The sequence below is a fragment of the Chryseobacterium subflavum genome (assembly GCF_055762745.1).
Window position 1 is genome coordinate 789,191 of sequence record NZ_JBVTMR010000001.1, and the last position, 22,246, is coordinate 811,436.

Genomic DNA, 22,246 nt, shown 5'->3' on the forward strand with positions numbered 1-22,246 from the left:
TGTGCCCATTGGCATCTATTCCTGTTTCCTTCCCAATTACTTTTGCCAATCCAGTCAATCCGGTATATAAGTACTGTAGCAGGATTTTTATCGCTAATTAAAAAAAATAGTATTGCGGTGGGCAAGCCTTGGCAATGAATTTATTGAAGTTTGGGGAGCTTTGTTACAAGCAAAATCCCACTATCATGAATATAGACAAGATGGAATTTATCGCATGGATGGAGCGGATTTCAACCCGCCTTGATATCCTGGCAGAGCAGCTAAAGTCTTCTGATAAGCGACAGCATTTAGTAGATGGTGAAGAACTTTTGGATAATCAGGATGTACTTCAGATCCTTAAGATAAGCAGTCGCTCATTACAGCGATACCGCGGTTCGGGAAGACTTCCCTATTACAGGATCAGTGGCAAACCATATTACAAACTCTCAGATGTACATCAGTTTATCAGGGAAGGGTTCTCCCACCCGGTACAAAAAGTCTAATGGGGATAAATGCTCTTCAGGAAGAAAGTATTGCGTTTTGTATTACCTGAGAAGTCGCTTTATTCCTATCCCTCTTATAAAGAAACAATGAAAAGAAAAGCCCTAAAAAAAGAACTGCGAGCTATCGCGGGACAGCTTCAGAAGATCCTTCTGATCTTGGATAAGGAAGCGAAGCAGACCATCTCCAATCAAGACGTAGTGGAGAACCAAAAGAAACCTCCTGAAAACCGGATGTACATCATAGACAATGAACAACTTTTAAATAATCAGGATGTATGCCGGACCCTTCAAGTCAGCCGGCGTTCATTACAGCGGTACCGAAGTTCTGGTAAGCTTCGATATTATATGCTCGGTGGGCGAACCTACTATAAGCTTTCAGATGTGCATCAGTTTATGCGAGATGGATTATCACACCCCATAGAAGAATCAGTAAGATTGACACTATGAGTGCCTTTCCCGGACAAAGGAGGACAAAACATACTGGATGATATTTATCTCAGGCTACATTCGAATAAAAATAATGAAATAATGGAAGAAGAAATATTAACAAAAGAGCCACTGGCCGAGACCGGACAACTTCATGAGATTTTGTTGGTGTTGGATAAAGAAGAAAAGAAAATTTCAGCAGTTACCGGAATTGATAAGGATGGGCAGCTAAAAAAGGCAGATGTAGCGAAAAAAAACCAGGGTGAGTTCATGCGTGTAGATATGCACGGGGATTTATTGACCAATTTTTTTTCAAATTTTTTTCGCCAGCTCAAAGACCCAACTCGTTTTTCATTTTTTAAAGTTCCTTTGAAATCTGCCATTGGGATGGCGAAGAAAATGCAAGATCATATTAATTCTCCTACGAAAGAGGGAGAAGGACTTATGGAAAAACATCACGTAAAAGAAACACAAAAACATCAACAAAATAAAGAAAATACAATGGAAACAACAGAAGCAACCCCGCAAACCAATGCGGCAGCACCAACAGAAAAAGCAGTTTCACAGGAATACCGCTTTAAGCCTGAACAGATCGACTGGGAAACGATATCTAACCTGGGCTTAAGTAAAGAGAAGCTGGAAGAGAAGAATCTTTTGGAACCGCTACTTAAAGGCTATAAAACTAATATTGTCGTTCCTGTGAATATTAACCTGGGTTCTTGTATTCTAAGCGGTGAAGGAAGACTGTCCCTTCAGGAGAAGGGCGGAAAAATAGTGATGGCCATTCATGGTATCCGAAAGGAGCCTAATTTGAATACTCAATTTTTTGGTCATCAATTTACTGACGAGGATAAGTCTAATCTGCGGATGGCTGGGAATATGGGACGTATTGTTAATCTGACGAATCCTAAAACGGGCGAAACTATTCCTTCCATAATCAGTGTGGACCGATTAACCAATGAACTCGTCGCGTATCGTTCTGACTGGATCAAAATCCCAAATGAAATTAAAGGGGTCATCTTAAACGAAGAACAAAAGAAGATCTTACAAGAAGGCAAGCCCCTCTTTATTGAAGGGATGACTTCCAGTAAAGGAGAAAAATTCGACGCTAATGTTCAGTTCAATGCTGACAAACGTTATGTAGAATTCCTTTTTGACAGAAATAAAAGTAATCATTTGTCACAAGGCCCAAATGGAGAAATACAGGAGGTTTCAAAAGTCTTCAGAGGTAAGGAACTTGATGACAAACAATTCCAAAAGCTTCAAGAAGGGAAGACAGTGTATGTCACTGGGCTTATTGATAAGAAAGGGGAAGAATATAAAGGGTATATCACTTATAATAAGGAGAATGGAAAAACCATGTTTTCCTTTAAAGATCCAAATGCGCTGAAAGACAAAGTAAAACCTGCTCAGGCTCATGCCACACAGGTAGCTGTTAATTCTGATGGTAAGTCTAATGAGGCTACCAGCAAGATTCAGGAACCGTTGCAGCCAGGTCAGCAAACTCCTAAAAATGCCAAGCAGCAAGAGGACCAAAAACATGAAACTCCAACTCAATCTAGGGGGAGAAAACGGTAGTTCTGAATAATTCATCAAAACGATTTTATGAAAGCAATAATTGCAGAGAAACCGAGTGTAGCCAGGGAGATTGCTTCACTTTTGGGAGCTGTTGGAAAAAAAGATGGTTACTTCGAAGGAGGTGGTTATAAGGTTACTTGGGCTTTAGGCCACCTGGTGGCTCTGGGAATGCCAGAAGACTATGGTATTACTGGTTTCAGGCAGGAGTCTTTACCGATCCTGCCTGATCCATTTGTACTGACGGTAAGGAAAGTGAGAAAAAACAAGGTTTATGAGTCGGATAAGGGAGCTTTAAAGCAGTTAATGGTTATTGATAAAGTAGTTAAAAGCTGTGACAGTATTATTGTAGCAACAGATGCAGGAAGAGAAGGCGAGCTTATATTCCGTTTTATTTATCAATATCTGCAATGTACAAAACCCTTTGAACGACTCTGGATAAGTTCCCTTACGGAAAAGTCAATCAGGTTGGGTTTTGAGCATCTTAGGCCAGGAGGTGATTTTGATGGTCTTTATCAGGCGGGGAGAGCACGGAGTCACGCAGACTGGCTGGTGGGGATCAATGCTTCTCAGGCGTTGACCATCACCGCCAATAGTGGAATATATTCTTTGGGACGAGTACAAACACCAACCTTGGCATTGATCTGTAAGCGGTATAGGGAAAACAAAAACTTTGTTGTCCAGAAATACTGGCAGGTTCAGCTTTGGCATCGCAAGGAGTTTACGGATTTTAGCAGTCTCTCGGTCACCAGGTGGGACAACATGCAAAAGGCGGAAGATGTGCAGAAAGCCGTTATACGGATAGGCATAGCAACGGTGAGCACAGTGGAGCATAAAACAGTTACTGAACAACCGCCGCTACTTTTTGATCTTACAGGGCTACAGAAGGAGGCTAACAAAAGCCTGGGATTTTCTGCCGAAGAAACCCTAAATATAGCCCAAAGCTTGTATGAGAATAAATTCATTACCTATCCGCGCACAGGTAGTAGGTATATTTCTGAAGATCTGTGGCCTGAGATTCCAGCTCTTGCCAGAGCCTTGGATGAAAAACCGTCCTTAAAGGAAGCTTGTAAAAAGATTACTTGGGGCCGCTTCAATAAACGTATTGTTAATGATGTAAAAGTAACTGACCATCATGGGCTACTTGTGACTGAGAAAGTTCCTACGGTGCTACCGGCAAAGGAGAATGCTATTTATGATATGATTGCGTTACGTCTGTTAGAGGCTGTTGGACAAGCCTGTGAGAAGAAAATCACAGATGTCACTTTACAGGCGCTACACTATGATTTTACGTTGAAAGGATGCCAAATACTGGATATAGGCTGGCGTGGTATTAAAGGAAGTTTTATAGATGAAGAAAATGGTACTGCTCAAGAGCTCCCGGAATTACATGTGGGTGATGAGTTGAAGATTGGACGTGCTGGCGTGCTGGAAAAGAAAACTAAGCCGCCGTTGCTTTATACTGAGGCAAGTTTATTATCTGGTATGGAAAATGCGGGGAAGGAAATTGAAAATGATGATGAGCGTAAGGTTTTACAGGGCATTGGTATCGGAACACCTGCTACCAGGGCAGCTATTATTGAGGCACTCTTCAGCCGGGAATATATTATTCGTGAAAAGAAATCACTGATCCCGACAGATAAAGGATTGCAGGTTTATAATTGGGTAAAAGACAAAAAGATTGCTGATGCTTCAATGACTGCTGAATGGGAACTTGCTTTGGCAAAGATCGAAAATAAGGAAGGCGATGCCCAGACCTTTGAAAAAGAAATGGAGACTTATGCGGGGTCAATTACCAGGGAACTGCTGGCTTTATCCGATTCCATAGAAAAACTACCTGCACTGGTCTGTCCGAAGTGCAAGAAACAGCATCTGCTTATTCGGGACAAAATTGTAAAATGCCCTGATGAATCCTGTAACTGGTTTCAGTTCCGAAATGTATGTGGAGTAGTATTAACTAATACAGATATAGATAGTCTCACTACGAAGAGGAAAACGGGGCTGATTAAAGGCATGAAAAGCAAGTCAGGAAAGAAATTTGATGCTTATATCGTCTTAAATGAAAAAGGAGAATCTTCATTTGAATTTAAGTCTGTATAAAGTGTTTCAAAAGATACAGAAACTAGGAATCTATTTTTACTCCCCTTAATGGGGAGTTTTTATTTCCTTACCATACAACACTTTCGTAATCAAAATCACCATCACTAAGTTCCAGGTCAGATATTTCGCAATGCAGCCTTTTAGCTTCATTTTCTAAAAACATCTTGTAGGTTTTATATTCCTCAGTAGAGTATACTCCTCGTCGTAGTAAGTCTGGAAGTTTTCTAAATGCATTAACCCCTCCTTTTAATGTGAAAAAGTCGTAGTTAATGCTTCTCATATATTGATATATGTAAGGATTTCCACCATGAAGACCATCTTCAATATACCCGGCGACCTCTTTAGCACCTTTGCTATCAAACTTCATCATGGCATCCTGTAGCCAAAATTCAAAGAGTAAAATTTGGGAGACATCCAATTTAGTAGTTTCAGCATACTGCATATTAAATTTCAAAGCAGTCCAAGAAAAAAGAACGTGCACCCATGAAACCTGTGCACCATAATATTCCTGAGGTAAGGAGGGAAATTGGCTGGGATTACGGACTAACCGACTTCCTTCCATTGCTTTACGGATTTCATGAATAAACCCACTGATAAGATAATCTCGATTATCATAGCCTTGCTGTGGTAATTTGTTTGTGTTATTCCAGAATTTACTGATTGTGTCATGGAATAGGCTGAGGGCATCATAAGTTCCCCATATTTCAATACCCAGTCCTTTTTTTGTAGGGATTATATGCATTATAGTGTTTTAACAAATCATTTTCGTGCCTCCAAAAATACGAATTTCTCTTGCAATTCAGGTTTTAAAATTGCCTATGGCAGCCAATAGTGGACATGGGATGCCATCTTTAACGTTCACTGACTTTCCATGATATTTTTGCCTTTGATCTAAATTAAAGAAGAGAGTATGAGTATAGAAGGAAAAGACCTTTCTTATTTCACATTAAGGTTATTGGAACTGCTAGTGAGCAGTTTTCCTGAAAAGGTGGGTGATACCGCGTTTGTGGAGGAGCGCTCCGCAAATTGCGCAAGTGTTTATGAACAGGCATTTAAGGCCGGGAATTCCCATGATGCAAGTTTGCGTATGGCTGAAAAAGTCCTTTTTGAAGGGCTGCATTTTTCAAGATACGATACCTTGTTTAAAGTGGTATGTAATGAGTTTGACAGGTTGATGGCGGATGAAGAGTTGCAGCCTTTTGCCATGAAGATGCTTCCGGTATGTGAAGAAGTATTTAAAGGTTATATCCTGACTGATGATTTTCAGGATCATCAGGATTACGAATTGCTCTATACGGAGCTGACAGGAACTATTCAACTCTGGATCGAAGATCATGGTCTTTAGTAAGCGTGAGCATCTTAGGCAGAATATAGAGGCATTGCGTACGATGTTTCGATTAGAGAAAGAAAAGCGTCATGCTACCGAGGCTGAAAGAAATATGCTTATGCTGTATAGTGGTTTCGGCGGGCTTAAATTTGTTCTTAACCCTGCTGAAGATCCTAACGATATAAAGCACTGGAAAGATTATGAACATGGCCTCTTTGCTTCTACACAGGAATTGTTTAAGCTTCTTCGGGAAAATGCAGGTGATGAGAAAGAATATCGTCAATTTCTTGATAGCCTTCGTACTTCAGTACTCACCTCATTTTATACCCCTCCAGAAATAGTCAATGTTCTTTCTGAGGTATTTAAAGAGCATGGAGTAGACATTCGGAGGTTTCTCGAACCCTCAGCAGGAATAGGTGCTTTCCTCCTTCCTTTTTCGGGAAAAGAGGTGTTACATACTACCGCTTACGAAAAGGATATTTTAACAGGCAAGATCCTTACACAGCTATATCCACATCAGGATATTCATATCAGTGGTTTTGAAGAATTTCCCAAAGAAGACTTAAATAGTTATGATGTTGTGACGGGTAACATCCCATTCGGAACAAGTGCCGTTTTTGATCTCAGTTATTCACGCGGTAATGATGCTGCTCGTATGCAGGCGTCGCGTGGTATCCATAATTATTTTTTCCTGAAGGGGACTGATGCCCTCCGTGACGGGGGTATACTAGCCTTTATCACAAGTCGTGGGGTGTTGGACAGTCCAGGCAATCATGCTATACGTGAGGCGCTGATGAAAGAACACCACTTGCTATCGGTTGTACGTTTGCCCAACAATCTTTTTTCAGACTACGCAGGAACCGATGTTGGTAGTGATCTGGTAGTCCTACAGAAAAATAGAAACAAACAGGGGCTTTCAGAATTGGAGAAATATTTCTGCGAGACATTACCTACTGAGCAAAATGATCATATCAATGCTTTCATCCAATATGCTAATCCAGTTGTAAGTAATAAAACAATTGCATCTACTGACGGATATGGAAAGCCAACAACCTTGCTTTTACATAGTGGTGGTATAGCCGCTATTGCTCATGAAACTAAGAATATTCTAGCAACCGATTTTAAGAATCGTTTTGATCTTAAACTCTATAACAAGTTCTTTCAGGAAGTTGCTTTGCCATCCATTAATAGACCATCGTTGGTGGCATTGAATGACGAGAGAAAACAGTTCATAGTCACCACTTCTCCGGCAGCTCCTAAAGAAAAGACAGAGCTTACAGCTCCTAAAAAGGAAGCCCATTCTTCGCAGGTGGAGGTGCAGTTAAGTTTATTTAGCCTTTTTGATCATAATGCAGACGCTGCAATAGCAGCATCTCCATCAAAGAAAAAAACGAGCATTTCCAAAGGGAAAACACATCCTCGTCGGCAGCCTGGGCTTTTTGATTCCTTGCCAGTAAATACAGCTGATAAAAAAATGACTCCACCTGCACCAATCTCCAAGGTAAGCGAGAAAAATAGCGTTATTGGAGATCTGTTTTCCTCGTCGGAAGATCAGGTAGAAACTACAATCACTATTCCGGATGCACCTGTTTCTTATTCCGAGGTATGGAAGAACTTTTATAGGGATGATTGTCTGGTAGGATATCAAGGAACTGTGGGGTATCTTCTAAAAATGGATAGACACAGAAAAACAGCAACGTTTCATCCATTGAGTTTACCCTCTAGTCAAAAGGAAAGAGCTAAAGCCTATATCGCTCTCCGGGATGCCTATCAGGATCTTTATCACAAAGAGGCAGAACTACACACTGAACACAAGGAAGAAAGAAGAAATCTCAATAGCCTGTATGATGCCTATATCAAGAAATATGGAAAGCTGAATGAAGCAGAGAACATTAAGTTGATCAAAACGGACAGTTCCGGTAAGGAAATGCCTTATTTAGAGCGTGTGGTAGGAGGTGTGATCCATAAGGCTGATATCTTTAACCATCCGGTCAGTTTTTCTACATCTTTGACCGTTGTAGAAACTCCTGAAGAGGCATTAATCGCATCCCTGAATACCTTTGGAGGTGTTGATTTGGGGTATATGGAACAGATCAGTGGGATTGCCACAGAAGAGCTAAAGAGCGCTCTCCATGGGCGTATATATTATAACCCTCTTGAAAGACAATATGAGATCTCCGAAAAATGGATTTCGGGAGATGTCGTAACTAAGGCTAAAGAAATTAGTTCCTATCTTCTCAAAAATCCAGAGGACAACGAGGCTACCCTTAGCCTGAAGGTACTGGAAAGCGTTAGGCCGGAGCGGATTGAGTTTGAGGAGCTTGATTTTAATCTAGGGGAAAGATGGATAGCCCCGGAGATCTACAGTCGTTTTGCTTCTTCTCTGTTTAACACAGGGGTGAACATCGGATACATGGAAAGTACTGATGATTTTTCCATCCATTGTCCATCCAAGAATATTCATATCACGGAAAAGTACGCCATTAAGTCTGAAAGCCGCACGTATGATGGTATTGCGCTATTAAAACATGCACTTGTGAACACGACCCCAGATATCACTAAGAAAGTGATGATCGGGGATCAGGAGGTAACGGTAAGGGATATTCAGGCGGTTCAGATGGCTAATACTAAGATTGATGAGATCCGTGGAGCTTTTACTGACTGGTTATATGCGCAGGATCATGAATTTAGAAATCGGTTAACTGATCAATACAACGATACCTTTAACTGCTTTGTCCGTCCGCAGTATAACGGTTCTCATCAGGCATTCCCTGGCCTTGACCGCAAAGCTTTGGGTATTGAGGACTTATATCCCAGCCAGAAAGATGCTGTATGGATGATTAAACTTAATGGCGGAGCCATTTGTGATCATGAGGTGGGCGCAGGTAAGACCTTGATCATGTGTACTGCAGCACAGGAAATGAAGCGTTTGGGACTCGCTTATAAACCCATGATCATTGGATTAAAGGCTAATGTTCATGAAATAGCAGAAACTTATCGGAAGGCTTATCCCCATGCCAAAATACTATATCCTGGCAAAGATGATTTTACTCCTGGAAAACGCCAGCGCATCTTTGGTGATATTAAAAACAACGACTGGGACTGTATTATTCTTACCCATGATCAGTTTGGTATGATCCCTCAGTCTCCTGAGCTGCAACAAGAAATTCTGCAAGCGGAGCTTGATAGTGTTGAAGAGAATTTGAAGGTTCTGGAATCTCAGGGGAAAAATGTCTCCCGTGCCATGTTGAAAGGAGTACAGTTTCGTAAAAAAAACTTAGAAGTTAAGCTCAAAACACTAAAACATGACATTGAAACCCGCAAGGACGATATTGTAGACTTTAAGATGATGGGCATCGACCACTTGTTTGTTGATGAAAGCCATAAGTTCAAAAATCTCATGTTCAATACGCGGCATGACAGGGTTGCCGGATTGGGAAATATGGCTGGGAGTCAGAAGGCGATGAACCTGATTTTTGCCCTCCGCACGATCCAGGAGCGTTCGGGTAAAGACTTAGGTGCTACTTTCCTTTCAGGCACAACGATCAGTAATTCATTAACAGAGTTGTACCTGCTTTTTAAATACCTACGTCCAAAAGCTATGGAAAAGCAGGGTATTACCTGCTTTGATGCTTGGGCGGCCATATTTGCCCGTAAGACTGTAGACTATGAATTTTCGGTTGCCAATAACATCGTATCAAAGGAACGATTCCGTTTTTTCATTAAGGTACCTGAACTTGCGCAGTTTTATGCAGAAATAACCGATTATCGTACCGCCAAAGATATTGGTATTGACCGCCCTGATAAAAACGAAATTCTGTACCACATTCCACCGACTCCTGATCAGGAGGTTTTCATTAAAAAGCTGATGGAATTTGCCAAGAGTGGAAATGCAGAAGTATTGGGAAGGCCGAGACTTTCTCAGAGTGAAGAAAAAGCGAAGATGCTGATTGCTACTGACTATGCACGGAAGATGTCTCTCGACATGAGGCTAATAAGTCCGAAATATAAAGACCATCCTGGCAATAAAGCTTCCCTTTGCGCTGCTAATATTGCATCGTATCACAAGAAATTTAACACACAGAAAGGAACACAGTTTGTTTTTTCGGATCTTGGAACTTATAAGCCTGGTGAATGGAACATATATACTGAGATTAAGCGCAAGCTTGTCACTGACCACGGGATACCAGCGCATGAAATTCGTTTTATACAGGAGGCCAAAACAGAAAAGCAGCGTAAAGAACTTATCCGGGATGTCAATGAAGGTAAAATACGGGTATTATTCGGGTCTACAGAGATGCTTGGCACAGGAGTTAACGCTCAAAAGAGGGCTGTTGCTATTCACCATCTGGATATTCCGTGGCGCCCTAGTGATTTGGCTCAGCGAGATGGTAGGGCGGTGAGAAAAGGCAATGAAATAGCCAAATTCTTTGCTGGCAATAAAGTGGATGTATTCATTTATGCCGTTGAGAAATCGCTGGATAGTTTCAAATTCAATACCCTGTACAACAAGCAGGTGTTTATTGATCAGCTTAAGAGAAACAGCTTGGGGAAACGGACTATTGATGAGGGGGGAATGGATGAAAGTACAGGAATGAATTATTCCGAATACGTTGCTATATTGTCGGGTAATACCGATTTACTTGAAAAAGCCAAACTTGAAAAACAGATCGCAGGACTGGAAAGCGAACGTCAGGCATTCAGCCGTTCGAAGAGCAGCTCCAGATTTAAGCTTGAAGATACCAAGGCCGAATTGAAATCCCACAGATCTCGTTTGCAGCGGATGAATATCGATTGGGATCACCTACAAGGGAGGATTAGAAAAAATGCTGATGGTACGGTAATCAATCCTATCCGACTTATAGGTCTTGCAGAAAATGCGAATGTAAAGGAGGTAGGTGCCAGGTTAAATATGTTATCTGAGAAATTCGCTGCCGAAGGGAATTATCAGGAAATTGGTTCACTATATGGTTTTTCCCTTTTGGTGAAAACTGAGGTTATGAAAAAAGAAGGTGAGGCCGTAAAATATAACCGCTTTTTTGTACAAGGCGAAGGCGGAATTAAATACAGCTATAATAATGGGATGATGGCTACAGATGCGAAGACAGCATCACTTAATTTTTTAAACGCTCTTGAGAAAATCCCTGGCTTCATAGAACAGGAGCATAAAAGAATTACAGAATTGGAAAAGGATTTGCCGGTACTTGAAGAAGTTGTTGGAGGAAGTTGGCCCAAAGAAAAACATTTATCAGCTCTCAAAACCCAGCTGGCTTCTGTGGAGAGAACCATAATGTTGTCAATTGAAAAACCAGAGATTAATACAGAGCAGGCAACTGTGTCTGAGAAGCCCATTGCTTCCGAAGCAAACACCTTCGCCCACGTGAAAGGTGTGCACATCGCAAGAGGACCGCTTTGATTTTCCTGTATATTGAAAAATCAAGATGATCCCAAATCAATTTAAACGTATCTTCTAACTACTATTATAAAACAGATGAAAGAGTGACCTAGGGTAATTTGTGGACATTTGCAAAATATTTACAGCATCATATGATTTAGTTCTGTTGGAATGAATATTGGGTTGGATGGTACTGGTTTCATGAGTATGATTTATCGTTTAGATTTTACCGAGGTTTTTTAGTACTCTTATCCACGTTTGCAGATGCGATGAACAGTTCAAAATTCTTATCAAATTCTTTTTTCTTGTTGGTGAGTATCTCAATAATCTTTTCTTTTTCAGCATTGGAAACTGTTTCGGCAGGCGATTTTCTTTTCCTATGGTATTTTGAAATCGGCCAGTCGCATTCCAATGCAATTTCATTCATAATCGGATGGTGGAGGGTATCAATAAGTGCATAGTACCCGAAGATGATATTGGGCTCTTTCATTTCTTTTCCCCTTTTACGTATATCATCACATAGTAGTTCTTCATCGCTGACAATCCTTTTGGCGTGTTTTGCCTGCCTCATTTTTTGCATAATCTTAAGTGATTTGTATTTGCAGTTTATAGGAGAAACCGTTTTTAGCTGGTCTCGGGTAATATCTCACAGATCCATTGGAGCAAAATTTCTACAAATAGATTGAGATATGCGCGTTCAGTTGCCGATGTTCGTAGGTAGAAAGGGCATGTTTTTCTATACTCATTTATTTGCTGCAAATGTTGGCAGATATCTGCAGCATTATACAACTTAAAAGTGTCCATCCGTATTTCCCAGGCAGGATCATAATGCAAATGTAACAGGTCAGCTGCGATAGGGGCAATAGTTAGAAATTGACTACGATACCGTGGATTGCGATGTAATATAAACTCGCGGGTACCGGTATAGTAACAAAGAAGCAGTCTGTAATTCTCTATTGCTTCGCCATGGGTAAAACAGTCCGATAATGATATCTTTTCCGGACTACCGCTTCCGGTTATATAATTATCCATACAACGGGATTTAACTTAAATAATGCTAATAGGAACTTTAGGGAAATAAGTTTACCCTAAATTAAGGGTATATCTAAATTGGAACTAGATAAGAATAAAAATCATTACGGTTGAAAACAAGAGTACTGGTAACTAGGTTATAGTAAGCTTACTACCAGAAGTAAATATAGGTCTTTTCAATAAAAAGATGAAATTCTGAACTAAAAATATTATTTAGTGAACTATAAAATTTACAATAGCATACATTAAATAGCAACAGTCAATTATTAGAGCATATTAGTGACAGATAATATTTCACTAATCAGCGATGACAACTCATAAAATCCAGAATAAAGAGGTGTATGCTACCGTAAAAGTATTAATTGACGCGGGACATGCTATAACACTCAGCTCTATTTTTCCGACTGTGAAGAAAACAAATTTTGCAAAGGATATGGGCATGAACTACCAAACTTTACTTTACCGGCTCAAACATCTAGGTTCTTTTACTGTTGACGAAATTAACGCAGCTGCTCATCTGATAGGAGTGGATAAGCGGATTATCTTTGGGATGATAGCAACAGAGATAGAAAGTAAACGCCAAAAGCTGTCCCATAAGTAGATATAATTACTGGGCATATGTAAACTCATAGCGGGTTGTTTCACTTTGTGACCAGTCCACATTTCCACGGATAATATATTTCAGTCCATTGATATAATGGGTAAGTGAAGGCAAATTTCCTATAAGTGCATCTGCCTTGATCTGAAAACGCTTCATGTCCTGGTCATGAATACCGACTGTCTTATTGATTGCCTCATCCAAAGACAGGTTGTATACCTGTTGAATAATCAACACGAGGTTGTAAGTATCCCCCTGTTCAATTTCTTTGGTGAGACTGTACAGATCATTGGCCCAGCAAACAATATTTTCAGCCAGCCGTGTGAGATCTGCAACCTGCTGTGTCAGGCGCCCCCAATTGCCATTAATATCCAATACGGCGGGTATGGAAGCTGTAGCGATGTTGGCGGCTCCTAAAAAACGGCGATGCATTTTATATTCTTCTAAGGTGGGTTTGTACCCATTTTTGACATTCTCCATCTGCCAGAGAGCAGAATGAAAGGTTTGGCAGAGTGCTGTTGCAAATTGCCACTGCCAAAGATCCGTTGTTATGGCAGTAGCCCTGCTCCAGAAATCAGCCAAGGCACTTAAAAAAGGATGAGCATACTTCTGAGGCAACGGGTTAAACAAAACAGACATGAAAGCAGAAATAAAAGGACGTAATTGCAGCTTATCCCTTCCTTCATCCTTTGAAACAGGGTCTATTTGATCATCAAGCAAAAAAAGAAGGCTATTAATGTCAGTGAGGACAAAAAGCAATGGTTGCTGTGCCATGGGAAACATTCTTGCTACCATGTAGGCAAACCCTTGAGCCCTGTATTTTTTATAGGCAGTGTTATCAGGAAGTAAGTTAAATTGGCGTAACCATGCGTCTGTATGGTCTTCTGCTAAATGGACAAGCGGATTAATCGTTCCATTGTAAGGACAATAGATACGAGGAAGGGTGACAAGCATTTTTCGGATCGTTGTGAGTAAAATAGGACCAGCCTGGACTGGCTTGATAAAAATACGAACAGCGGCTGCAAACGAGTCGCAGCCGCATTATTTACGGATTTTTTTGTCAGCAATGTTTTATATACACTTATTTTTATTACTCATCTGGTAGTAGCAACCTGGAAACAGTTACCCACCAGCGCTCTTAATTCCTTCAAAATAACTGGTTTTAGCAGATATTCACAAGCACCCGCAGCTATTGCATCATCCCGGGTTATGTTCTTATCAGCAGTTACCATGATGACCGGGATTAAGTCGAAATGGCTTTTTTGCAGTGCATGGAGAGCCTCAATGCCGCTAATATCCGGGAGTGTATTATCCAGAACAATCAGGTCTGCCGCCTGTTTATCCAATTGGCAAAAACCATCCATTCCGGTTTCTGCGAGACGTACAATAGCACCATTACTTTCCAGAAATCTTTTCAAATAAGTGGCCTGCATCAGGTCATCGTCAATTATGAGTATTTGTTTCCCGGTAAGATCTGGTTGTGTGAGGGCACTCTCATCTACGCGGGGTTCTGTGATTGGAGCAGCTGTTATTAATGGGAATTGAGTTACGAAATTGCTGCCCCGTCCAGAGCGGGTAAATACCTCTATCTTTCCTTTCAAAAGACCTATGGTTTCACTTACGAAAAAAAGCCCGAGGCCTGTTCCTTCTGCACTATCGGTACTGCTGGAATGAAATATTTTAAAGGCTTCTTCCAATTCTACCTTTGGTATCCCTATGCCCTGATCGGCAACACTGATGTTCCAAAATGTTTCATTACTATCTACCGTAATGGTTACTGTACTGTTTTTGCGCGTAAATTTAATGGCATTGTACAGTAGGTTATTGACAATACGTGTTAACTTTTCATGATCACCTTTAATATGACTAGGGACACTTGGGCGCACTGTTGTTTTTATGGTGACCTGCTTATGGGAGGCTATGTATTGGAAGATATCCATAATGTCTTTTATCCAGTTGCGCACACAGATCGTACCGATTGTGACCGGATAGGAGCCTACTTCCAATTTAGAAACATCTAAAGCACTGTTGATAATATTAAGTGTTTGATAACAGCCTGCATTGAGTGTTTGGATATCATCTTCGATATGTTTAAAATTATCCAGCTTGGGTAATTTATCAAGTAATTGTTGGGCGATCGAAAAAATGGCATTAAATGGTCCTCTGATTTCATGAGTTATTTGTTGTACATATTTGACTTTGGATGCTACTGATTGTTGAAGTTGGTCAGTAAGTTGTTCCAGTCTTTCATTGGCGTGGGCAAGGGATTCGTTAGCTTTTCGCTTGTCTTCTTCATTAAACCAGACAACGACCATTACCAAAAACAAAATAACGGCCAGACTTAGCCATCGCGTAATTCGCTCATCATGGAGACTAAGTGATATTGGTTCAAAAATGGGATACTGGTAATTGTATTCCAGAATAAACAAGGTCACGCAAGTAACAATTGAACAGGTAATTTTTACATGTTTGTCGGTGAATAAAAGCAGTGGTATGATTCCTAAGAAAACGACCATTAATTTTACGTCCACATGTTTTCCGAACAGCAGTCCGAAATATAATACGGTTGCATTTTGGAAGATATGAATGGCAATACGTGCTACACCATACTTCTTATAATGATTCATGACAATAATACTGGAAAACATACCCACCTCGGTATACGCTGCAATACCGATAGCCGCTTTCCCGGTGAGTACAAAAAGAAATGTCCCTGCAGAAACCGCAAGCAAGGAGGTAATAATGGAAATGGTGTTGACAATTAAAATAACCTTTCTTTGTGCCTCACTTACACCAGAGGTACCAATATGACGGATGGATTCGAGGGAATAACTCATGGAAAAAAGGTTTAATCAAAATAAAATTTTTTCTAAGATCAAAGTGTAAATTCTTTGTAAACGATTTTGGTAATAACCATTGCTATATGTTGGGGCCGCCATAGTGGTTAGTTTGCATTTATGTTGACCCTTACGTTTTCAGCATAAAGAAGAAGGTGAGAAATACAGTTGGCCAGCTCCTGCTTGGAGCCAACATATTTAATATCTGTAACAATAAATTGGTTCATTTGCCTTCCATCGGGAACAAAAAGGAGTATTATTTTATATAAATAGCTTTGCTTATCTGCCGTAGTGTCCATGAGTGCAAATGCGACAGGGCAATGAGCCGAAAGGTAGCGGAAATGGACAATACCAGCAGTTTCGGGATGGGTGTCAACCTGTATGATAAAAAAAGATGTTAGAGCCATTACTGTGATTTTTGGGTTTAATAGTCGGGTTATCGTCGTGAAAGCAAAATGGGTTATACGGCCAGTAAAAAAAGGCGGATCTGGCTTTGGAGGGCTGAAAGAATATCTGTTTCAGCATGTTCCCACGTCAGATTACTGCGTACTAAAAGAATAGAAAGTAAAATAGAAAAAATGGAGCTTAATCCCAGAATAATAATAAGGATAAGCACCAGGTAGCGGTAATACCGTACTTCGTCTGATAAGAATTTACTCATGCCAAGAGTTTTTACGGGTTGAGATACCCTGGATAAATAATGCTTTGGCATATATAAAAATGACGCGGACACTCACTTGCCTAACGTTTTGTCTGATTACCTTGGACGGGAGACAGACTAACATTAACAAGCGAGTGCCCGCGCCGATGAGCAACGAGCATCGCTTTTCCGACTACCTGCTCTCCCGTCCAAGGTAACGCAAGTATGGAATCTTTCGCACACGTCAAGTTTAAATATAATCTAGTCCTTGAAAATTTGGTCAATAGCAATTGATTATCAATTTACTATAACCTGAACTTTCGATATTGTTCTAAAACCTCGTTCTATACGTCTAAAATAAATAAAAAACACAAATTTACCAAAGGTGAGAAATCAAATGCCAGAAATTGACAAGATTTTGCAATAATGGATCGTTTGGACGATAAAATTGTATTATATGAGATTGGTGCCAACATCAGAAAAAAGAGAATTGAACTGGGTTGGACACAGACTGATTTAGGTATTGCTGCCGGTGGCATGGGTGTTGGCAGAATAAGCGAAATTGAAAATGGCTTACGTGATCTGCATACAGTAACCCTGGTAACAATAATCTGGGCACTTGGAGCGGAACCTGGTGAGATCATCCCCTATACTAAAAAAGATAAATAAAAAACCAGGAAGAATCCCGGTTCTATTTTTAATATTAATATGCATTAAAAAGTGAAGTGCAATACTAGAATTTTCGGATGATATTATATGTTATGCAGCCGTTAATGCAAAATATTATAGGAACATATGGAAAATTCAAGATGTTCCTATAATCCCTTTATGATGGTCAGTAAGGCTGTCATTTCGTATGATAGAAGTCTTATGTTTTAAGGTGCTGAAGATCGGGATCGTTATTGATCCGTTCTTTTTCTCTTTCAATAATGGATATAATATCTAACTTTATGTCCTTGTAATTTTCCTGAATTTCCACTTTCATAGTATCTTCTCCATTGTCATTCAAAAATGATCTGATGTATGATATCTTATCATAGGCTTTAGTTTCAGAAGCAACTTTATCATTATCAACTACGATTTCACTATGGAAAATTTTCTGTTCAATGCGCTGATCAAAATTGTCAGAAACAGCCCCTACGAATATACCTTGGGTTAAGGTAGAAATTTTAGAGGCAGGTATCAGGCTATCGAGCTGTGTTGATATCGATGTTGAGGTATCATTCCTATTGATGGTCATACTCTGGCGCTTCTGTAACACTTTTCCGAACCGCTCTGATAAGTTTTTGGCGGTTTCGCCAACGACCTGGCCACTAAAGATATTACCCACTGTATTTTGTATCACTTTACTTTCTTTATCACCATAGTCCCTAGTAAGTTGGGAGAAATCCTGAAATCCAAGGCAAACAGCAACCTTATTGCTACGGGCCGTTGCAATAAGGTTATCCAATCCACGAAAATATATTGTTGGTAGTTCATCAATGATTACAGAGCTTTTTAATTGCCCTTTTTTATTTATCAGTTTTACAATGCGTGAGTTGTACAGTCCGAGAGCGGCAGAGTAGATGTTTTGACGGTCTGGATTATTGCCCACACAAAGGATCTTGGGTTCTTCAGGGTTGTTAATATCCAAAGAAAAATCATCGCCTGTCATAACCCAATAAAGTTGGGGAGAGATCATTCTTGATAAAGGAATCTTCGCAGATGCGATCTGTCCCTGAAGTTGATCCTGAGCACCACCTTGCCAAGCATCCATAAAGGGAGAAAGGTAATTTTCAAGCTCAGGGTAAGAAGTTAAAATAGTAAACACATCGGAGTACTTTTTATTTAGCAATTCTATCGCGTGGGGAAATGTACAATATTTGCCATTTTCGTAGATCTTTAGAAACCAAATAATGGCTGCCAGCAGGATAATTGGTGACTCAACAAAAAAATCGCCTTGCTTCTGGATCCAGCTTCTGTTCAGATTAAGCATAATGGTATAAGCAGCTTCATAGGCGTCTGATATATCTGTCATAAAAGAGGGGTTCAGTGGATTACAGCGGTGGCTTCGATGAGGATCATCAAAGTTGATGACGTAGAATTTGGGTTTTACCTTGTATTTGTCAGTATGTTTTAGAAGATGGTTATATGCAATGGTAGAAAGGTCGTCGAATTTGAAGTCATATATATACATCGAAAATCCCTTTTCAATATGTTGCTTAATATAGTTGTTGACAATGGCATATGATTTTCCTGAGCCAGGAGTTCCCAGTACAATAGTAGCCCTGAAGGGGTTTACGACATTTATCCATCCGTTGTTCCATTGGCCTTTGTAATAAAATTTGGTTGGAAGGTTAACGGAGTATTCATTTTGCATTAATTGGGTTTCCTGCTGGAAGCTCTCATTTTCATTATTGAAAACATCATCCATCAGGCGGTTACGAAGTAAACGGCTCATCCATAGCCCTGCAACCATAAGGGCAATGTAACCTACTGAGGTTGTCAGAATGTATAGTAATGTAGCCAGCGCCGTAGAGAGATTCAGCAAAGGGGTATTTAGAAAAAAGCACACCAGACCAATCATTAAGACCACAGAGATCTTTGACCAGGTGATCTTTTCATTTTTTACTCCTTTGGTTCCTAAACAGCTAAGGGCAAGCAATACCAGAGCAAATGCTTTAGTATAGAATGGAGCCAGAAACAATCCGGTGGTTCTGTTAAAATTAATAAGTATCCTTCCTATTACCTCCAATGTCCATTCCCGCTGAGCGAAAAACTCGTAGCAAAACCAGTAAAAGTGCATCAGTACCAAAAGGATACTTACAGCACGCATAAACGCCATGATTTTTGCCAATCCTCTTAAATCATCTTCTCCTTGCATAATCTATAAAATTGTGTGTCAGAGATCAATGTAAGGCCTTCACTTAGAGTGATAGAAAATACGGTACGGATGGCTTTCGGAGGCTTTATTTGTCCATCAGTATAGTATATAGTGAAATTTTTTTGAAGGATTTTATTGCTTAAAAAATCGGTGATAGTTTATCAAACTTTATTATTGCTGAACTTTAAAAGTAATTTGGACTCCCCAAAAAAATATTTTTTAAATTTATTGTTCATAAGAATCATTTTCTTATCTCATTTGTTTGATTAATCAAGATTAAAAAAGGAATGTTATGGATTGGAATAATCCCGATGCTTTCCCTGGAGAGAGCGAGGAGGAATATAGCGCTCGGAAAAGAAATGAAAGTCAATCAGCCACAGGATTGATGTTTGGGGTCTTAGGAGTTTTTATTTCTGTTATAAAAATAGCAGTCATTTTTGGGGTGTTCTTTTATGCCGGATTTTTACTGTCAAAAAGATTATGGGGTAAAGAAACCGCCAATCTTAAAATTTGGCTTTTTTCTATAGTATTTACTTATCTTATCTTCTGCATCATTTATTTTTTTAAAGGTACCATCATTGGGTTACGAGCAAAAAACCGGACGTTGTGGATGTTTCCATGGACAATCTGCGTGTTATTATGCTGTATTATTCCTGCATTTATAGTAAAATCATTGATATCTGGAATGTTCAGCCCGACAGAAAGGCTTGGTGTATTGTGCATTGTGCTTAGCTGGAGTGCATTTCTGCTTTTTTCACTTTATATCTATGGCTTATATCAATTCAAAACACCTACTGCACCAAAGATTTTGTACTGGAGCTATGCTTTAGGGCTGAAAATATCTTCATAATTTAGAGTTGATAATGAAGTATAGATATTATTGATTCCTCTTACGCTTCCTTTTTTTCTTCTTCATCATGTTGTCAAAATCATTTTCCGGGTAATTTTCTTGCTGTACTTCTGGCAATAATCCCCCTATAATTTCTATAAAACCGTGTTTGTTTTCCAAAAAGGTAGTCTCCGATCTATCTAAGAAGTCAAATAAACTGTTGGGATTTGTGGATGAAGCAGGAGTTTCTAATGCCATATGATTGAATGGTGCATTCTTTTCTTGTGTGATACTGAAATCAGGTCTCTGGTCATCTTTCCACCGATCATTAAAGATGTTGGCTGAAAATTCTTTTGCTAATTGGGAGCCATTCCAAACCGTTTTAGAATGATGATCTATGAATGTAGCTCCATAGATTCTTCCGGCATCATTATGGCGAATTACCATATTAATACCCCTTGAAGCGAGCGCTTTCCTAAAATCCTGTCCATTATTTGTAGATTTCAATGCGGTAGCAATATTTTCGCTGATAATGTGCTTTGCTTCACTTTCCTTCAAAACACCCTTGCATTTAGTAAAATGTTTATTCTGCGCCTCATATCCTGCACCTTTCCCAAAGAGGGATGCTTTGAATGCAGGACTGGCTTTTTCTCCATTGGTATTAAGTGCGAAATAAATGAGTCCCTTTTTGGTCTGACCGTGCAATTCCCCTTCCATTTTTTCAACTGTGATGTTGAAGAGTGAAAGAAGCGCATTGTAGTGGCCAAGGGTTTGATATTGGTAATACTGCGGTAAATGCCTGACAATAGAAGCAATTTTACTTTTGATATTTCCTCTTTTATAGTCAACAGGATGAAACTGTAAACCGCCGTCCTGCTTTTCTTCTTTTTCTATTGCCGGTATTAGCCCATATTGCTTTTCGATATTACGACACGCTTTCATGGATCGTACTTTTTCAAATTTATCTGAAATTTTTTTTCCGTCTTCGTCTACACAGACTGATACAATATGAATGTGAGTGCGATCTATATCTGTGTGCTTAAACACAACAAAAGGCTGCTCACCATAGCCCATTTCCTGCATGTACTCCTGGGCCATGAGTTTATATTTCTCATCGCTAACGTTATCCCTGGGATCAGGGTTGAGCGATATATGCAATACCGGTTTTTCAGTGTTACGGTTTGCGATCAAATACGGTTCAAAAGATCGTACTAGGTAGGAAACTGTATATGATCCGCTAGGGGGTTCAAGCATTTTATGGGTAAAAAGAACCTGTCCATTTTCCTTATCCACCTTGAGCTGATTGTAAGAAAGAGCCCCATAAAGACTATTCCCTCTGCCTATTTTTGCAATCATTTTACCCTTCTTTTTTCAAATATTCTGCTTCAAAATCCTCTGTTAGCTGGATTATTTTTTTACATAATGCTGCCATTTCCTTAGTTTCTTTTTCCAGTTTAAAGAGAAATGCCGCTGCTTTTTTCTCTGAAAAATGACGGTATAATATCTTAACTAGCTGGTTGTAGTTAACTCCAACCGATCTGAATTGCCCATATAAAGTGGTCAAGCGCATATAATAATCCATGCCTGCCTTGTCGATTTTTACGGTCTTGATAGTCTTCTGAAAGATACAGGCGGTAATAAAATGAGCCATAACATTCATTCCTGACCTCTCAAAAAGAGATAAGAATTGCGCGTTTTCCTCTGCGTTAAAGCTGATGGAATACCGGAAAACCGCAGGGCTTTCTTTCGGTTTTCGTCCTCCTTTTTTCTGTTCTTGATTCCTTGTCTTATCCATAACTGTCCATTTTAATTTCATAAAAACATCCGACTTCGGAGGATGTTTCCAGCCCCCGGCAGGGCAAGTGGTTTTGAGCAGCGGAGAAGGATTCGAGCAGCTCAAAACACAACTTGCTGTTACCGGGTGGTAACAAAATCCGCCCTTCGGGACGGATTGATTATAGCAGGAAACAACAGCTTGTTGCTGTTTAATTCCGTATTCCAAATGCCGGCTTGTTTTTGCATAAACCATTCAATAAAAATTGTACTACAAAGTAAAACTTTGTTTATCGAGGTATTGCAATGCGATACCCAGCCAAACACTGCATTTACAGGACAATCACCGCCACATAGAAATAGGTTGGT

18 protein-coding genes are annotated in these 22,246 nt (G+C 39.8%); 9 read left to right on the forward strand and 9 right to left on the reverse strand.

Annotated features, from left to right (window positions below):
* Nucleotides 1–185 precede the first annotated feature (185 nt).
* The 4 genes from AC0INN_RS03615 to AC0INN_RS03630 all read left to right on the forward strand — a co-directional run bounded on the left by AC0INN_RS03615 (nucleotide 186) and on the right by AC0INN_RS03630 (nucleotide 4,583).
* Nucleotides 186–482 carry a helix-turn-helix domain-containing protein gene (locus AC0INN_RS03615; RefSeq protein WP_306611719.1) on the forward strand — a complete coding sequence of 99 codons (297 nt, stop codon included), beginning with the start codon at nucleotides 186–188 and terminating at the stop codon, nucleotides 480–482.
* Nucleotides 483–491: 9 nt separating this feature from the next.
* Entirely contained in the window at nucleotides 492–929 is a 438-nt protein-coding gene (locus AC0INN_RS03620) for a helix-turn-helix domain-containing protein (RefSeq protein WP_306611721.1), read from the forward strand.
* A gap of 81 nt (nucleotides 930–1,010) precedes the next feature.
* Nucleotides 1,011–2,486, forward strand: coding sequence for a DUF3945 domain-containing protein (locus AC0INN_RS03625; protein ID WP_306611723.1), 1,476 nt, complete (start codon nucleotides 1,011–1,013; stop codon nucleotides 2,484–2,486).
* A 27-nt stretch (nucleotides 2,487–2,513) separates the two neighbouring features.
* Nucleotides 2,514–4,583, forward strand: coding sequence for a type IA DNA topoisomerase (locus AC0INN_RS03630; RefSeq protein ID WP_306611725.1), 2,070 nt, complete (start codon nucleotides 2,514–2,516; stop codon nucleotides 4,581–4,583).
* 67 nt (nucleotides 4,584–4,650) lie between these two features.
* Here AC0INN_RS03630 and AC0INN_RS03635 read toward each other — a convergent pair whose 3' ends face one another.
* The gene (locus AC0INN_RS03635) at nucleotides 4,651–5,325 is read right to left on the reverse strand and encodes a DUF6904 family protein (RefSeq protein ID WP_306611727.1); all 675 of its coding nucleotides are present in this window, start codon (nucleotides 5,323–5,325) and stop codon (nucleotides 4,651–4,653) included.
* A 168-nt stretch (nucleotides 5,326–5,493) separates the two neighbouring features.
* On the opposite strand from AC0INN_RS03635, the gene AC0INN_RS03640 reads away from it, so the two are divergent.
* Both AC0INN_RS03640 and AC0INN_RS03645 read left to right on the forward strand, forming a co-directional pair.
* Nucleotides 5,494–5,928 (forward strand): DUF1896 domain-containing protein, encoded by a 435-nt coding sequence (locus AC0INN_RS03640; RefSeq protein WP_306611728.1) that lies wholly within the window; start codon nucleotides 5,494–5,496, stop codon nucleotides 5,926–5,928.
* Nucleotides 5,918–11,326, forward strand: coding sequence for an N-6 DNA methylase (locus tag AC0INN_RS03645; protein ID WP_306611730.1), 5,409 nt, complete (start codon nucleotides 5,918–5,920; stop codon nucleotides 11,324–11,326). The genes AC0INN_RS03640 and AC0INN_RS03645 overlap by 11 nt, the downstream gene beginning before the upstream one ends.
* 205 nt (nucleotides 11,327–11,531) lie before the next feature.
* Here the strand turns inward: AC0INN_RS03645 and AC0INN_RS03650 are convergent, their stop codons facing one another.
* On the reverse strand, nucleotides 11,532–11,885 hold the full coding sequence (locus AC0INN_RS03650) for a hypothetical protein (protein WP_306611732.1): 354 nt from the start codon (nucleotides 11,883–11,885) through the stop codon (nucleotides 11,532–11,534).
* A 759-nt stretch (nucleotides 11,886–12,644) separates the two neighbouring features.
* On the opposite strand from AC0INN_RS03650, the gene AC0INN_RS03655 reads away from it, so the two are divergent.
* Nucleotides 12,645–12,938: a hypothetical protein gene (locus tag AC0INN_RS03655; RefSeq protein ID WP_306611734.1), complete on the forward strand. Its 294-nt coding sequence runs from the start codon at nucleotides 12,645–12,647 to the stop codon at nucleotides 12,936–12,938.
* A gap of 6 nt (nucleotides 12,939–12,944) precedes the next feature.
* Here the strand turns inward: AC0INN_RS03655 and AC0INN_RS03660 are convergent, their stop codons facing one another.
* The 4 genes from AC0INN_RS03660 to AC0INN_RS03675 form a co-directional block, all read right to left on the reverse strand.
* On the reverse strand, nucleotides 12,945–13,889 hold the full coding sequence (locus AC0INN_RS03660; protein WP_306611735.1) for a terpene synthase family protein: 945 nt from the start codon (nucleotides 13,887–13,889) through the stop codon (nucleotides 12,945–12,947).
* Between the two features lie 140 nt (nucleotides 13,890–14,029).
* A complete protein-coding gene (locus AC0INN_RS03665; RefSeq protein WP_306611737.1) occupies nucleotides 14,030–15,772 on the reverse strand; it encodes an ATP-binding response regulator in 1,743 nt (580 codons plus the stop codon).
* Nucleotides 15,773–15,879: 107 nt separating this feature from the next.
* Nucleotides 15,880–16,179 carry a hypothetical protein gene (locus tag AC0INN_RS03670; protein ID WP_306611739.1) on the reverse strand — a complete coding sequence of 100 codons (300 nt, stop codon included), beginning with the start codon at nucleotides 16,177–16,179 and terminating at the stop codon, nucleotides 15,880–15,882.
* 53 nt (nucleotides 16,180–16,232) lie between these two features.
* Nucleotides 16,233–16,433: a hypothetical protein gene (locus tag AC0INN_RS03675; protein ID WP_306611741.1), complete on the reverse strand. Its 201-nt coding sequence runs from the start codon at nucleotides 16,431–16,433 to the stop codon at nucleotides 16,233–16,235.
* A gap of 405 nt (nucleotides 16,434–16,838) precedes the next feature.
* On the opposite strand from AC0INN_RS03675, the gene AC0INN_RS03680 reads away from it, so the two are divergent.
* Nucleotides 16,839–17,081 carry a helix-turn-helix domain-containing protein gene (locus AC0INN_RS03680; protein ID WP_306611743.1) on the forward strand — a complete coding sequence of 81 codons (243 nt, stop codon included), beginning with the start codon at nucleotides 16,839–16,841 and terminating at the stop codon, nucleotides 17,079–17,081.
* 199 nt (nucleotides 17,082–17,280) lie between these two features.
* Here AC0INN_RS03680 and mobC read toward each other — a convergent pair whose 3' ends face one another.
* Nucleotides 17,281–19,275 (reverse strand): conjugal transfer protein MobC, encoded by a 1,995-nt coding sequence (gene mobC, locus AC0INN_RS03685; RefSeq protein WP_306611745.1) that lies wholly within the window; start codon nucleotides 19,273–19,275, stop codon nucleotides 17,281–17,283.
* A 292-nt stretch (nucleotides 19,276–19,567) separates the two neighbouring features.
* Here mobC and AC0INN_RS03690 point away from each other — a divergent pair, with 292 nt between their 5' ends.
* Nucleotides 19,568–20,125, forward strand: coding sequence for a hypothetical protein (locus AC0INN_RS03690; RefSeq protein ID WP_306611747.1), 558 nt, complete (start codon nucleotides 19,568–19,570; stop codon nucleotides 20,123–20,125).
* 27 nt (nucleotides 20,126–20,152) lie between these two features.
* On the opposite strand, the gene mobB is transcribed toward AC0INN_RS03690, so the two are convergent.
* Both mobB and mobA read right to left on the reverse strand, forming a co-directional pair.
* Nucleotides 20,153–21,460, reverse strand: a complete 1,308-nt coding sequence (gene mobB, locus AC0INN_RS03695) for a conjugal transfer protein MobB (RefSeq protein ID WP_306611749.1) — start codon at nucleotides 21,458–21,460, stop codon at nucleotides 20,153–20,155.
* Nucleotide 21,461: 1 nt separating this feature from the next.
* Complete coding sequence (mobA, locus tag AC0INN_RS03700) at nucleotides 21,462–21,899, reverse strand: conjugal transfer protein MobA (protein WP_306612897.1); 438 nt, start codon at nucleotides 21,897–21,899, stop codon at nucleotides 21,462–21,464.
* Nucleotides 21,900–22,246: the final 347 nt, after the last annotated feature.